Consider the following 13,903-nt stretch of genomic DNA (forward strand, 5'->3'; position numbering starts at 1 on the left):
GAAAAGCTTGTCGTTCCAACTAAAAATACTTGGTTCTAACTCCGCCACGCCTGCCTATGGCAGGCACCATACAGCTCAATTGCTGAATGTACAGAATCACTACTTTCTGATCGATTGTGGGGAAGCTACACAAATACAGCTCTCCCGCTATAAATGTAAAACACAACGGATCAATCATATCTTTATCAGCCACCTTCACGGTGACCACTACCTGGGCCTCATGGGATTGATCTTTACTATGCACCTGATGGGGCGACAAGCAGACCTCCATATATTTGGGCAAAAAGGGTTGGAGGAGATCATTGTGACCCAGCTAAAGTACTCCGGTACCGTATTGAATTACACAATAATATTCAGGGAGTTAAACCCCGCACTATCCGAAATTTTGTTTGAAGATGAATGGGTAGAGGTAAAGAGCTTTCCTCTAAATCACCGTATCCCCTGCAGTGGCTTTATTATTAAGGAAAAACCCAAACCCTATAGAATCGACAAAGAAAAGCTCCCTCCTAACCTGTCATTGGTAAATATAGCCCGGTTAAAAAAGGGAGAAGATATTTATGATGATCAGGGAAATCTTGTATATAAAAACCGGGATCTGACATTACCACCACGAAAGTCGAGATCCTATGCATACTGTTCCGACACAAAGTATGACGAAACAATCATCCACTACATAAAAAATGTAGACCTGCTCTATCACGAGGCTACTTTTCTTTTGGAAAGGGAACAGTGGGCCGAGCAGACGTTTCATTCTACCACAGAACAAGCAGCCCGCATAGCATTACTTGCAGAAGCGAAACAACTGATCATTGGCCACTTTTCAGCACGCTATAAAGACCTTACACCTTTTTTAACAGAGGCAAGACATATTTTCAACAATACCTTACTGGCTACTGAAGGCGAAGCCATTGATGTGCCTGATCTATGAAACATACAATAGACAAAAAGACCAACCTTTTTATTATTCTCAGTGGCATATTTCTCACAAATGCGTTGCTGGCGGAGTTGGTAGGTATTAAAATCTTTTCCCTGGAATCCTCATTAGGTTTTCCTCCTGCTCAAATCAAACTGCTGGATGATTGGGTGCTGGATTTCAACCTCACTGCCGGTGTCATGCTGTGGCCGGTAGTGTTCGTTACTACTGATATTATTAATGAGTATTTTGGAAAAGAAGGTGTAAAAAAGATCAGCTACCTGACCGTGATCTTCATTTCATATGCCTTCCTGATCATCACGGTCGTAAGCTGGCTTGAGCCGGCATCATTCTGGCTGGATATCAACAAAACTGACGATGCGGGTAATGCATTTGATATGGATTATGCCTTCGACAAAGTTTTCCTTCAAGGGGCACGCATCATAGTAGGGTCGCTGGTGGCCTTTTTGATAGGACAGTTGCTGGATGTATTTGTTTTTCACAAGCTGAGGCACATTACAGGCAGCAAAATGCTATGGCTAAGGGCTACGGGTTCAACGCTCGTCTCTCAACTAATAGACAGTTTTGTAGTACTTTTTATAGCATTTTATTTACTGGCTTCGGCTGATGCTAAATGGAGCCTGGCCCAGGTACTATCGGTAGGCATTATCAACTACATCTACAAGTTTGCAGTGGCTATTATTATGACACCTACACTGTACATAGCGCATTACCTGATAGACAGATATCTGGGTAAAGACAAGGCAGAAAAGATGATGGAAGATGCAGCAGCAAAAAGCACATCATTCTTTTAGTAAATACCTTCTGCCGACTACCGACTTCGGGCTCCCGACTTCCTACTCCCCTACCCCACCTTTTTCTCAGGCTGTTCGGCCAGCGACTTTTTGTAAGCAGGCTCACACGGGTAATCAAACAAGCACTTTTCCTTGATCGCACTTACCACCTTTCGTGGCACCATTTGCTCCCATCCCTCCTGGCCTGATTTTATCATTGCCAATACATTGTCTGAAATGATATGCAGGTTGTTTACATTGGCTCCCTTTATATTTTCAAGCTTGTCATTATCGAGCAGGAATTGGTACAACCCATGTAGGTTGTCAGGTAGCACAAAATTATCCAGTGTATAAAGGCCTTCACCTCCCACTTTCTTTGAAGGGTATACATACAGCTTGACATTATTACCAAAAAGTGTACCGAAAGCCTCCAGCACACCCCCTCTAAGGTTTGTATAGTATTTCTCTTCGAAGACGCGTTGCAGATTGTAGATCCCAAGAATTATTCCAATCTTACGCCCTCTGGTAATTCCCGACAGGTAATCTACCAGCTTATAATACTCCGGATAATTTGAGATCATGACATTTTGCCCTAATGAGCATATAATATCCACCCTGTTAAGAAAATCCTTCTCATCAATCTCTCCCTCGGTGCGCAAATCACTTAGCGTCAGCTCTGTAAGCACAACTATTTTCTCTTTATCTACATCCGGTTCGTGCTTGAAATGTCTTCTTGCCGTTAGCAGCATATCCACATTCACGTGTGTGACCGGCCGGAATCTCCCCCTTAGCACCAATACATTCTTTTTATAAAGCGCCTCGGAAGGTTGCATAACGTTACCATCCGGACCAAACATAGCGGCTGAAGTCATCCCGCTTTTCACCAGCTTCAAACTCATCACCCGGTTGTCCACATGTTTAAAGTCTGGACCATTGATCCTGAACATATCTATTTCTATGCGCCCGGGTACCAATCCATCAAGCAAAGAGTCCAGCAATTCCTCCGGATCTTTAATATAAAAACAACCAAATATAAGGTTGACCCCTATTATTCCCAGCGCCTGTTGCTGAAGTATGGCGTCATTGTCGTGCATTTTAACATGAATGATACACTCATTATATGGCGACTGAGGTGTACATTGAAACCGTAAGCCGATCCATCCGTGAGGTTGATTGCTCCTTTCATAGTTCAATGCCTCCACGGTATTGGCAAAGGTAAAAAAACGGGTGTTTGGGGCGCGGTGAGGCAACCGCTCGATCAGCAAGTCGTACTCATGCTCCAGCATTTTCATAAGCCGGGGCTCGCATACATACCTTTCGCATACTCCGTAAATCGCATCACTAAAGCTCATATCGTATGCCGACATAGTCTTAGCTATGGTTCCCGAGGCACCACCGGCTTTAAAAAAATTGGCAGCTACATCCTGTCCGGCACCGATTTCCGCAAATGAGCCATAAATATCTCCTTCCAGGTTTACCTGAAGTGCCTTTTCCTTTGTAGTGAGTTGTCTGAGCGTGTCCATTGTTCTACCTGATCCCGGTTCAAAGAATCAATATTTAATTGTAAAATTAAAAAATTTCTATGCCTTTTATATTATATATACAAAGTTCACCCTTATTGGGTTTTTAAATATTAGATGGTGCTTTTAAATAAAGTCACTCTTTCCTAAATTGATTTGTTAAAGATTTTTTTATCATCGGCTTATATTAAAAACGTTGTACTATGGAGGTTTTAGATTTCATCACGCTGCTGGTCATCATGGCGGCATTTTTTACCTTGATCAATGTCAAATGGCTAAGACTTCCGTCTACCATAGGGCTTATGCTTCTGGCCCTGGGCTTATCGATGTTTATTATAGTAGGAGAATGGGTTTTTAGAACGCTCAATGAATTGGCCACCAACCTGATGACTGAGTATGACTTCTCGAAAGTGCTATTCCAGGTAATGTTGAGCTTCCTCCTCTTCGCAGGAGCATTAGAACTGGACCTGAGGAAGTTAGGCGAAGAAAAGTGGCCGATATTAGTATTAGCAACGGTTGGCGTACTGATCTCGACCTTTGTGGCAGGAATAGCAATATACTTCCTGCTTCCATTTGTAGGCATCTCTCTGGATTTTATTTATTGTCTGCTCTTCGGTGCGCTTATCTCCCCCACTGATCCCATAGCTGTACTGGCTATGATCAAAAAGACCACTGTATCGAAAAACCTGGAATCACAAATTGCCGGAGAATCATTGTTCAATGACGGTATCGGCGTTGTGGTTTTTCTCACAATTTTAGCTATTGCGACAAAAGGGGTAGAAAACCTGCAGGTTCTTGAAGTAATCGAATTATTTACTGTTGAAGTATTGGGAGGACTGGCGCTTGGTGCTTTGCTCGGTTATTTGGGACTAAACCTTCTCCGCATTATCGATAATGAACATACCGAAATAGAAGTGTTAGTGACCTTATCCATGGTATTGGGGGGTGCAAGTATTGCTGAAATGCTACATGTCTCGGGCCCGTTAGCCATGGTTGTAATGGGCCTATTTGTGGGCAGAAAAGGCCGCACAAAAAAATTAGAGGATGCTGCCGGTGAATATGTGTACAAATTTTGGCACCTGATGGATGAAGCGATGAACGCCATACTTTTCATTCTCATAGGGCTTCAGGTTATTGTTATTAAATATGAAACAGACTATTTCTATGCTGCCGGCATAGCCATTGTGATCGTTTTACTGGCCCGCTTCATAGGAGTTTCCGTCCCGATATCTGTTATGAGGATAAAAAGAAAGTTTCCGCCTTACACCATCAGGATATTAACATGGAGTGGACTAAGAGGTGGCATATCGGTTGCTTTGGCGCTCTCTCTATATGAAACGGCTAACTTTGAAACGCGGATAGTCGATATCATTATTACAATGACCTATTGTGTGGTACTCTTCTCCATTGTGGTTCAGGGGCTCACTATTAAAAAACTTTTTGAAAAATTCAATGTAGTAAATAACGAAGAGCGCAAAACCCCTGAAATAGCCGCAAAACCAGTGTTAAAGAAAGCAAAATAATTAAATAACCTCTTGATAATCCCCCGCTAGCCAATAAATAGCACCTGATAGGGGCAGCGGCAGGTTCCGCTGTAGGACTGGGCAATATATGGAAGTTCTCATTCGAAGTAGGTGCCGGCGGTAGCGCTGCTTTTTTGATCATGTATCTTCTATTTTGCTTTATTTTATGTTTTCCCGTAATGATTACAGAGATTGCGATAGGAAGAAAAACGCAATTAAACCCTGTAGGAGCTTTTAAGAAACTTGGCTTCAAAAATTGGAAAGCACCAGGTTTGCTTGGTATTGCCAGCGGCATCTTGATCCTCTCCTTCTACAATGTGGTAGCCGGATGGGCCTTTGGGTACTTCCTTGAAATGATCTCAGCTAACTTCAGCATAGGGGAAAATTTTGGGACATTTACTCAAGATGTGATAAGGATAGGATTGTATGGCATTGTGTTTATGGGGCTACTGCATTCATTGTTTCCAAAGGGATAGCAGGAGGTATCGAAAGAGCGTCCAAAATTTTGATGCCGACATTAGTAATTATAATTCTCTGCTTAGCAATATATGCCTTAACACTTCCTAATGCTTTTAAGGGAATAGAATTTTACCTGATACCTGACTTTTCAGAAATAACCCTTGAGGTTGTATTCAATGCTCTGGGGCAGGCATTTTTCTCCTTATCATTGGGTATGGGCGCTTTAATTACGTATGGTAGTTATGTAGGCAAGGGGGATAATATTATTACATCTGCCGCTTTCATCACGCTCGCTGATGTTGGTATCGCATTTATTGCCGGATTGATGATGTTCCCGTTTGTTGCTTATCTGACTGAAGGCACTATGGAAGGTTCCGCACCGGGCGCCGGCCTCATATTTGTCGTACTCCCAGGAGTATTCGCTAGCCTTACTGTATGGGCCATTGCTATTCTGATTTTCTTGTTGGGTATACCATCAATGCTCAGTACCGGCACAGTGGAAAGCCTTACGAGCTTCCTGACCTACCCTTCGGGAGAGGTAAAATTTTTCATGGATTTCGTGGAAAACATTGCCAACGATAACCTTCTTACCTCTGGGCGGATTCTTTATTTCTGTGTTTGGAGCCTATGTATGGAAAAAACATAACCTGCATGAAGAGATTGCGCAGGGAAATAAAGGGTATATGGGATCATTCATCAAAAAGTATCTGGATGTAACCCTCTCCTATATCTGTCCGGTTATCCTGGGGCTGATATTTATCCTGACAGTAACACAAAAATTCTTTGGAATAAACCTGATTGATCTGGTAATAGGATAGCCGGTAACAATCAACTTAACAGGGCCAGAAATTGATACAGTTTCAGGCCTTATTATTTAATATATTTTTTACCCTCATATTTCAGCTCTTCCCATGCTTCGGGTGTAGGAGGATTTCCTTTATCAAACATATCTATCATCCAACGAACTATATCCTTTCTAAAACCAAATTGCTCCATCAGATCCTCACAGAATTCCACCTCACTTTCTTCCACTACTCCATCAGCATATACCATTATCACCAGATCATAAAGCTGATTCATCTTCTGATCATGAGTATCCGGTATCTGAAGTTCGTTTTTCTTTTCACTGCTTATCAAAGAAGCTATTTGCCGGTCTTTCAGACCGTATTTAGCCCCTAGTTTATAAAGCATTTTTTCTTCATCTGTATGCAGATGCCCATCCGCCTTTGCAAGAGCTATCAAATTACTCAGGTGGTTTTTCTTGTAAGAAAGATACTGGTGTTCAAAAAATCCAATCATTTTAATGACAAGCTGATAAGTTCTTCAATATTGATACAAAACCTAAAAAGATGTTTTGCACAACCATATTATTTAAGCATATAGTTGTATCAATTCACCCTGTAGTCCAGGCCTGGTGTGTAGAATGCTAATTACCCAAACTAATTTTCGTCCTATTTTCCTTTTTTTCTACGTTAAAATTTGAAACCATCACGCTGCTATGCTTTCAAATTCTCTCCTGCTAAAGGAAAAACAGCGGCAAAAATTTAGTAAACCAATTTAGCAAACACCACACTAACTAGTGTCTCTAAGAAAACGTCAATGTCTGCGTTACGCTCGCCCCAAAAATGCTCATCTCGATAACTGTAACAACTGTACGGGACGCCACTTTTTGGCACTTCGTCCCGCCTTTTGGCGCGAAAGTTTTCTTAAAGCCACTTAGGGCTTCCTTACAAACACTAACTAGCCTGGAAGGCGCTTTGCTTCAGCGCCCGGTTACTCCTCAACGTTAATTTAGTTCTAACTTTTAAAAAAACCATAATTTATTGTAGCAATATTGTTATACAGATACAACAAACCTCGATTTTATAGAAAAAATAGAATTTACCACGCTTATAAAACCGTTTTATAATGGGATAAATAAATTCGAATGCCCATCTTTAACCAATGATCCCTATCTCTATGAAGAAACTGATATTGTTTTTTATGATATTTTTGGCATATAGTCAGCTATGTGCACAAGATGAAGAAAACATCTTTACTGACCGGCCCAATGCGACAGATGCCATTGCACTCATCAGCCCCGGAACCTTTCAAATAGAAGCGGGGGTGCTCAGCCAGTGGAACAAAGAAGATGGTATCAAATACAATTGGATCACTTCCCCCAACCTGAGCATCAAGTATGGTATTGCAAACTGGCTGGAGATGCGGGTACTGACCAATTACCTGACCCTAAAGGCGGAAAGTGAAACCATAGAAGCAACAACAAGCGGACTTACTCCTATTACACTGAGCCCAAAGATAAAGCTGATAAAACAAAACTTCTGGATACCCGCTGCCAGCCTCGCTACTAATTTCACCCTCCCTGACACTGGAAAGGAAACTTTTCAAACTGATAAGTTAAATTATGGTTTCCGACTGCTTCTGGAGCATGTGTTTAATGATAAATATTCCTGGTCCCATGGTTTTGGAGCAGATTGGGATGATAGTCGCGAAACCACCTGGGCCTATTCATCATCCTTTGCCACGGCAGTGACAGGTAAGCTGGGAGCATTCGTTGAATTATATGGCTACTTCGCCACAGATATCACATCGTCTCACAATTTTGATGCAGGGTTTACCTATCTAGCCAGCCATAACTTACAGTTGGATACCTCTTTCGGATTACCGCTTAATGAAAATGCCCCCGATTTCTTCATTAGCTTTGGCGCTGCCTGGAAGACAAACCTCAAAAACGAAAATTACTGAATTTTGTAAACTCTGGCCGTATGGTTGCGATGCACCTTTGGATTTAAGAAGTGAAGCAGCCTGTCAAACCGGGATGGCGAGATCTCCGTTTGCAACACCAGCATTTTACCAGGAAACAGACTAAGCACACGATCTTTTCTGGCCTCGAGGTTTTCATCGCCTTTAAAAATAATGTAATTAGGCTCCTTCTGCATACGCTGCAATTCACCACGCAGCTCCTGAACAGTTTTGTCTGCGCCAAGATTAAAAGTAATTATATAACCCGGATCCGTATATTTTTTTTCGGCCTTAAATTCCCTCAACCCCAAAACATCTAACTGCAGTTCATCATAATCTGCACCAGATCCACCTAAATAATAGACCGGGGGCTGCTTTACCTGCCCTCTTTCACTTTCGAGTATAATGGCCTTTACATCCTCTTTTTTCGACAGATAGTATAAAGGCTCGACCCTGTCTTTCTTACTGTAAGTAAGCGCAAGACCAAGAGCAGCAATAACATTTATAGTCCAGAAAAACTTCCACAGCCCACCGTACAGAGCCGGATGACCAGCCCAAAACTTCGACTGCTCCTTAATTGAATTCCACCCTATGACACCCAAAATGATCAACATCGGGTACATCGGTAACAGGAAGCGCTCCTGCTTGTTGGGAAAAATAGAGTGTACCAGGAAAAAGATAAAAACCGCAACAAAAAGCTTAGGCTCCACTTTCCAGGTTCTTATATAACCCCACATGAGAAAGATACTCACCGGAGGTACTAAAAAGCCAAATGTGGTAAGCAGAAATTTAAATGGTGATCCGGTGATATAGTTATAGGCATTCTCGCTATTGTAGACAAAATAATCGATCACATACTGGTATGGGTAGTCAAAAAATATGATATCCGGAATGCCTATCAGCACGAAGGTAATGATCAGGAAGCCAACTGTGAACCACAAACCGGAAACCCACTTCTTTTCATATAATAGCACCATTCCCATTCCTCCCGCAAACAGTACGGTATGTAAACGTATTGAAAATGCTATTCCAAATAAAATACCCGCCCAAATCCATGTATTCCATGTAATCGTGCCCTTGTTCTCTCCTTTTAAAATCAGGTAGAAGGCTGCCAATACCGGAGGCACACAAACCAGCTCGGCTAAGAACTGGACACTCAGGTAGGGCATAAACCAAAGCACACAAAGCAGCCATCCAGCAAGAATAGCATTCTTACGACTGGATAACAGACTGACAATTTTGTAGGAAAAGTATATAGTCAGCAGAGAATACAAAGCATGAATAAGCCTCAAAAAGGTCGTCTTTACCATAGGATCATCAATACTAAATTTGCTCATGATCCACATGAAAAGAGCGTTGATACCCGCATAGACCATGCTATGCTTCGGAGGATGGGACTCTTCCAGCCAATGTGGAATAGCATCAGACCAACTCTGCGCCACACGAATCACACAAAAGTGATCGTCATGAAATGCGTATCCCTTAGAGAAAAAAGCTGCTAAAATCCTGAGCAGCAAGGCAGCAAAAAGTATTACCCTAAGCGGGTGCTGTTGATAGTAAGTATAAAAATTGGATTTCATCTGTTAGCGTCAAGCTGGAGCATATTTGTAAGGACGGGCAAAGCTACTCTTATTCTTTCGAGAAGTCAAGAATAACAAGGGGTGTCGGGCAGGATATGTTTGATGTTTCGAGTTTCGAGTTTCGAGTTTCCAGTTTCCAGTTTCGAGTTTCCAGTTTCCAGTTTCGAGTTTCCAGTTTACAGTTTCCAGTTTCCTGTTTGATGTTTAATGTTTGATGTTTGGGGTTTTCAGTTTCTTGTTTCCTGCTTGATGTTTTGGGTTGTTTGATCAGCAGTCAGTGGTGGCTTGAAGTTTAAAAGCTTCCGGAGATAGGAAGGACACCAAGAGGTGAAAGTAAGGCTGCCCGGAAAAGCTTCAGTGGCAGCCTCATTAATTTCAAACTATCCAAAACGGGATGCTAAGCCGTTTTTTTCGAGTCCTCTTCAAGCCTGAGTTCCCTTCGCAGTATCTTTCCTACGTTTGATTTAGGAAGAACATCCCGGAATTCAATATACTTTGGACGTTTATAACCAGTTAGATTTTCATCACAGAACTCCTTTACCTCTTCTTCCGTAAGGGATTGATCGCCCTTGACGACAAATATCTTCACCACCTCGTTTGATCTGGGGTCGGGTACTCCGATGGCTGCTACCTCAAGTATCTTGGGGTGGTTGGCGATTACATTCTCTACCTCATTAGGGTAAACATTAAATCCCGAAACATTGATCATATCCTTTTTACGATCAACGATCCTGAAAAATCCTTTTTCATCCATCACACCCATATCACCTGTTCTAAACCATGCTCCTTCAAAGAACACTCCGGAGTTGTCTTTATTCCAATACCCTTTCATGACTTGTGGTCCTCTGGCACATATCTCTCCTACTTCTCCCTGCTGTAGCTGGCTGCCGTTTTCATCAAATATAGCCATTTCAGTGCTGGATACAGGCAACCCGATGGTACCCATCATATGTGTGCCATCCAGGGGATTTACGGATAATACAGGAGATGTCTCACTCAACCCGTAACCTTCTACCAGTGGAGCTCCGGTTACTTCCTGCCATTTTTTCGCCACGGCATCCTGCACCGCCATTCCTCCTCCTATGCTGCCTTTTAAGTAGCTAAAATCAACATTTTTGAATTCAGGTTGATTCAAAAGACCATTGAATAATGTATTTACGCCCGTGATCAAAGTAAATTTATGTTTGGTCAGCTCCTTTACAAAGCCTTTCATATCACGAGGATTGGTGATCAGAACATTCTTTGCACCGATCCTGATCATAAAGATGCCGTTTACCGTAAGGGCAAAAATATGGTACAACGGAATAGCCGTTATCATCAACTCTGTTTTGCCCTTTTCCAGTAATGGGGCAAACCAATGTGTGATCTGCTGCGTATGCGAGACGATGTTTCTATGTGAAAGCTGCGCCCCCTTAGACACACCCGTAGTACCACCGGTGTATTGCAGGAATGCCAGATCATCGGCGGTGACGGCCGGTTTGTTAAACGTTAAGCCGGCCCCTTGCTTCAGCGCCAGTTTAAAAGGCACCGCCTGCGGAAGCCGGTAGGCTGGCACCATTTTTTTTACACGCTTAACTACAAAATTGACCAGCGCCCCTTTAAAGCCTCCCAGCATATCCCCTAGTTCAGTAACAATGACATGTTCAATGGAGGTGTTTTCAATAACTTTTTCCAGGTTTGCCGCGAAATTTGCAACTATAACTATGGCTTTAACACCGGCATCTTTAAACTGGTGCTCCATTTCCCTCGGAGTATAGAGAGGATTTGTATTGACCACGATCAATCCCGCTCTTAATGCTCCGACCAACACTATCGGATACTGTAGCAAATTGGGCATTTGCAAGGCGATGGTATCACCTTTTTTCATATTGCATTTATTCTGCAAGTAAGCGGCAAAATTCTTCGACAGTTGGTCAAGCTCATTGAAAGTAATGGATTTACCCATATTTTCAAAAGCAACATTATCTGTATTCTTAGCAAAAGAATCCTCGAACATTTCAACTAAAGAAGGATACTCAGGCTCACCAATTTCAGCGGGGATACCCTTCGGGTAGTATTTCACCCAGGGAAATTCAATCATAGGTAACGGGTTTTCGGTTTATAGTAACAACCATCAATATTGCAAAAATTTGGCGAATATCACGAAGATGTGATGTTAAAAAATTGACCACAATGAAAAAAGGATGAACCACTTAGCACATCCCTTATCATTTTCAAAACCTAAACCAGTAGAAATTTTCGCTGTAGGGGGAGGATTCGAACCTCCACGAAGCGGTTAGTTCCCATTGCTATTGGATGCCCTAAGGAATTTATCCCGTTACCTTCACCCTCGAGACCGGAGGGCTTGTCTGCCAATTTCAACACCCTACAGTGTTATTGTTTATTTGACGATTCAAAATTAACAAAATGATTGATTTGTTAAAAATATCACATGTTTATTTTATAATTTTTAAATTATTTTTAATATCTACATCTTATTAATGTAAATTTTAAAAATATAACTGAATATTAGGTTTCGTTTTTGAGAATATTTAAATAACGGAATGTGATCTACAACAAAGGCATCAAGAATAAGTAAATGATGGGGCAAAATTGGCAGAAGTCTTCCGAAACAGGCATTACAACCCACCCACACGCATCCAAAGATCCAATGTTATCAAGTTAGGAAATCTCTTCTAAGAAGCACAGCCATCTCGCCTGTCCTGGGCTTGCCCTAGAGAAGATATCTATGCATTTTCAAAGTAGCGACTTGTGCATAGATCCCTCCGAATGCACCAATGATAAGTTACTGTTATTCACTGGTAATCAGCATGTTAACTTCGCTGCTCAATTTGTGATGTTGCATCGGTTTTATTTTCACAGCTTAGATCCTTACTTTTTGCCTTGGCACAAAAGTAACAAACCCCAAAGGTCCAAAGGACTCCTGTGGAGAATCCTCATGAAAAAACTCAAGCATTGCTTTCGTGTAGCCGCTATGACGGAGCCATTTTCTCAAGGCCGTTCGGTTAACTTGTCATTACCCACAAATCAACTAAAAAGTTATTGATTGCCTACCGATGACGTATTATTCAACATATCTGATTTGCAACAAGTTGATATCCCATTTCTTTCGCTGCAGTTTTGCAACAGAACAATTCGTCATCTCATTTTGTGCATTTTTGTGAAAAATGTTAAGTCTCGCAGTGACGTTAAAATTCATATTTTCAGAGTATGAAAAAAGGCGGAACTCTGAGTTTTCGCCATACCGTTACAATTAAAGTTAACCACAGGGGGAGCAGTGTTAATCCCCTCGACTTCCTCTGCGGTTAAATTGCCAATGGCCCGCAAAACATCAGATGTCTTTCAACTTGATCATACACTTCACAATATCCTCGTCATTCATATACCATTCAACACAGTACCCCTTTAGATCAAGATTATCATGCATAAGCAGCTTTTGAAAAGCCTTTTCGATCTTATGTGGTTCTTGTTTGAAATTCCGCACTGTGCTGCTGATGTACCTGCCTTTTTTCACGGTCATCGTATCACAGTTAAGTTCTTCTGCCTCCCCTGAAAAAGTCACTTCCGCTGCCGCTTTATACACAATAGTGCCATTCTCAGGACGAGATATTCCGAAATACCTTCGATTGATGTCAAACGGCACCAGGTCATGCAGTTTCTCATGTGCCTCCATGATACCGTCAGGAAATGATGTTGCTTCAACATATAGCACTTTGATATCCTTTTCTAAAATGAATGTCTCCATAAAAGTTAAATTATTGTCCTTTTTGCCTCATTTCTCTATTAGGTTGTTTAGATAATCAAGTCAAATGTCGGCATGAATATTATATTCTATCTGGTGCAAAAACGTCATTTTGAAGGGTTTTTGCGACAAAAACGTCAAACAAAAATCATTTGAATCCGGTGACTGGCATCATATACTTACAGATACACTACCTGTACCTTTATTTCAGTGATCACATCTATCGGGGATAGATAAGGAAAAATTATTTATGTAAAGAAGACTATCATGAATATAGCTAAAGAACTCAATTACAAGCAGGTAATACTCCTGGGAATGGTAACCGAACTGATGCTGGTATTTATTCAGTTCATTTACCTGAAGCTCAACAGCAACACCGATGCGAGCTTGGCATTTACCACTGAATACATGAGGTACACAGGTTTTTATGTTTTTCAGATCATCGGATTCTTTGTCTATACTATAGCTGTTTTCGTCCTGCTCAAAAAGTTTCACGTAACCTCATTTTACAAGATACTTTTCTTCATTGTCGCTGGCGGGGTGGTAGAATTATCATTCTACCTCTTGACTTTGGCTAATTACTAGATAATAAAAATAAGATGCTCTGAATTTTGATTTGGGGCATTTTTT

General features: G+C 41.5%; 13 protein-coding genes. 8 read left to right on the forward strand and 5 right to left on the reverse strand.

Annotation, left to right across the window (positions count from 1 at the left end; genetic code table 11):
* The first annotated feature begins 7 nt into the window (after positions 1–7).
* Together C900_RS03190 and C900_RS03195 are read left to right on the forward strand one after the other, a co-directional pair.
* On the forward strand, positions 8–928 hold the full coding sequence (locus tag C900_RS03190; protein WP_009578144.1) for a ribonuclease Z: 921 nt from the start codon (positions 8–10) through the stop codon (positions 926–928).
* Positions 925–1,728 carry a queuosine precursor transporter gene (locus C900_RS03195; RefSeq protein ID WP_009578145.1) on the forward strand — a complete coding sequence of 268 codons (804 nt, stop codon included), beginning with the start codon at positions 925–927 and terminating at the stop codon, positions 1,726–1,728. Before C900_RS03190 ends, C900_RS03195 begins: the two co-directional genes overlap by 4 nt.
* Before the next feature lie 50 nt (positions 1,729–1,778).
* On the opposite strand, the gene C900_RS03200 is transcribed toward C900_RS03195, so the two are convergent.
* Positions 1,779–3,230: a hypothetical protein gene (locus C900_RS03200; RefSeq protein ID WP_009578146.1), complete on the reverse strand. Its 1,452-nt coding sequence runs from the start codon at positions 3,228–3,230 to the stop codon at positions 1,779–1,781.
* Between the two features lie 200 nt (positions 3,231–3,430).
* Between C900_RS03200 and C900_RS03205 the strand changes: the two genes are divergently transcribed.
* From C900_RS03205 to C900_RS30805, 4 genes are read left to right on the forward strand one after another with little or no spacing between them, the layout of a single operon-like run.
* Positions 3,431–4,750: a cation:proton antiporter gene (locus tag C900_RS03205; protein WP_009578147.1), complete on the forward strand. Its 1,320-nt coding sequence runs from the start codon at positions 3,431–3,433 to the stop codon at positions 4,748–4,750.
* Between the two features lie 47 nt (positions 4,751–4,797).
* Entirely contained in the window at positions 4,798–5,226 is a 429-nt protein-coding gene (locus C900_RS30520; RefSeq protein ID WP_281168970.1) for an SLC5/6 family protein, read from the forward strand.
* Between the two features lie 29 nt (positions 5,227–5,255).
* The gene (locus C900_RS30525; protein WP_245558390.1) at positions 5,256–5,855 is read left to right on the forward strand and encodes an SLC5/6 family protein; all 600 of its coding nucleotides are present in this window, start codon (positions 5,256–5,258) and stop codon (positions 5,853–5,855) included.
* Between the two features lie 37 nt (positions 5,856–5,892).
* Complete coding sequence (locus C900_RS30805; RefSeq protein WP_009578150.1) at positions 5,893–6,027, forward strand: hypothetical protein; 135 nt, start codon at positions 5,893–5,895, stop codon at positions 6,025–6,027.
* Positions 6,028–6,079: 52 nt separating this feature from the next.
* Here the strand turns inward: C900_RS30805 and C900_RS03220 are convergent, their stop codons facing one another.
* Positions 6,080–6,508, reverse strand: coding sequence for a tellurite resistance TerB family protein (locus tag C900_RS03220; RefSeq protein WP_040495430.1), 429 nt, complete (start codon positions 6,506–6,508; stop codon positions 6,080–6,082).
* A 660-nt stretch (positions 6,509–7,168) separates the two neighbouring features.
* Here C900_RS03220 and C900_RS03225 point away from each other — a divergent pair.
* Complete coding sequence (locus C900_RS03225) at positions 7,169–7,954, forward strand: transporter (protein WP_009578153.1); 786 nt, start codon at positions 7,169–7,171, stop codon at positions 7,952–7,954.
* On the opposite strand, the gene C900_RS03230 is transcribed toward C900_RS03225, so the two are convergent.
* The 3 genes from C900_RS03230 to C900_RS03240 form a co-directional block, all read right to left on the reverse strand.
* A complete protein-coding gene (locus C900_RS03230) occupies positions 7,948–9,531 on the reverse strand; it encodes a glycosyltransferase family 39 protein (RefSeq protein ID WP_009578154.1) in 1,584 nt (527 codons plus the stop codon). The two genes, C900_RS03225 and C900_RS03230, sit on opposite strands and share 7 nt — an antisense overlap.
* 397 nt (positions 9,532–9,928) lie before the next feature.
* The gene (locus C900_RS03235; RefSeq protein WP_009578155.1) at positions 9,929–11,611 is read right to left on the reverse strand and encodes a long-chain-fatty-acid--CoA ligase; all 1,683 of its coding nucleotides are present in this window, start codon (positions 11,609–11,611) and stop codon (positions 9,929–9,931) included.
* A 1,251-nt stretch (positions 11,612–12,862) separates the two neighbouring features.
* Positions 12,863–13,276 carry a hypothetical protein gene (locus C900_RS03240; protein ID WP_009578157.1) on the reverse strand — a complete coding sequence of 138 codons (414 nt, stop codon included), beginning with the start codon at positions 13,274–13,276 and terminating at the stop codon, positions 12,863–12,865.
* Positions 13,277–13,540: 264 nt separating this feature from the next.
* On the opposite strand from C900_RS03240, the gene C900_RS03245 reads away from it, so the two are divergent.
* Positions 13,541–13,858 carry a hypothetical protein gene (locus C900_RS03245; protein WP_009578158.1) on the forward strand — a complete coding sequence of 106 codons (318 nt, stop codon included), beginning with the start codon at positions 13,541–13,543 and terminating at the stop codon, positions 13,856–13,858.
* Positions 13,859–13,903 lie beyond the last annotated feature (45 nt).

The organism is Fulvivirga imtechensis AK7, from assembly GCF_000331535.1.
GTDB classification, from domain to species: domain Bacteria; phylum Bacteroidota; class Bacteroidia; order Cytophagales; family Cyclobacteriaceae; genus Fulvivirga; species Fulvivirga imtechensis.

Coding starts and splice junctions, on each gene's coding strand:
- C900_RS03195 (WP_009578145.1), top strand. CDS start 925: ATGAAACATACAATAGACAAAAAGACCAACCTTTTTATTATTCTCAGT.
- C900_RS03200 (WP_009578146.1), bottom strand. CDS start 3,230: ATGGACACGCTCAGACAACTCACTACAAAGGAAAAGGCACTTCAGGTA.
- C900_RS03205 (WP_009578147.1), top strand. CDS start 3,431: ATGGAGGTTTTAGATTTCATCACGCTGCTGGTCATCATGGCGGCATTT.
- C900_RS30805 (WP_009578150.1), top strand. CDS start 5,893: ATGGGATCATTCATCAAAAAGTATCTGGATGTAACCCTCTCCTATATC.
- C900_RS03220 (WP_040495430.1), bottom strand. CDS start 6,508: ATGATTGGATTTTTTGAACACCAGTATCTTTCTTACAAGAAAAACCAC.
- C900_RS03225 (WP_009578153.1), top strand. CDS start 7,169: ATGAAGAAACTGATATTGTTTTTTATGATATTTTTGGCATATAGTCAG.
- C900_RS03230 (WP_009578154.1), bottom strand. CDS start 9,531: ATGAAATCCAATTTTTATACTTACTATCAACAGCACCCGCTTAGGGTA.
- C900_RS03235 (WP_009578155.1), bottom strand. CDS start 11,611: ATGATTGAATTTCCCTGGGTGAAATACTACCCGAAGGGTATCCCCGCT.
- C900_RS03240 (WP_009578157.1), bottom strand. CDS start 13,276: ATGGAGACATTCATTTTAGAAAAGGATATCAAAGTGCTATATGTTGAA.
- C900_RS03245 (WP_009578158.1), top strand. CDS start 13,541: ATGAATATAGCTAAAGAACTCAATTACAAGCAGGTAATACTCCTGGGA.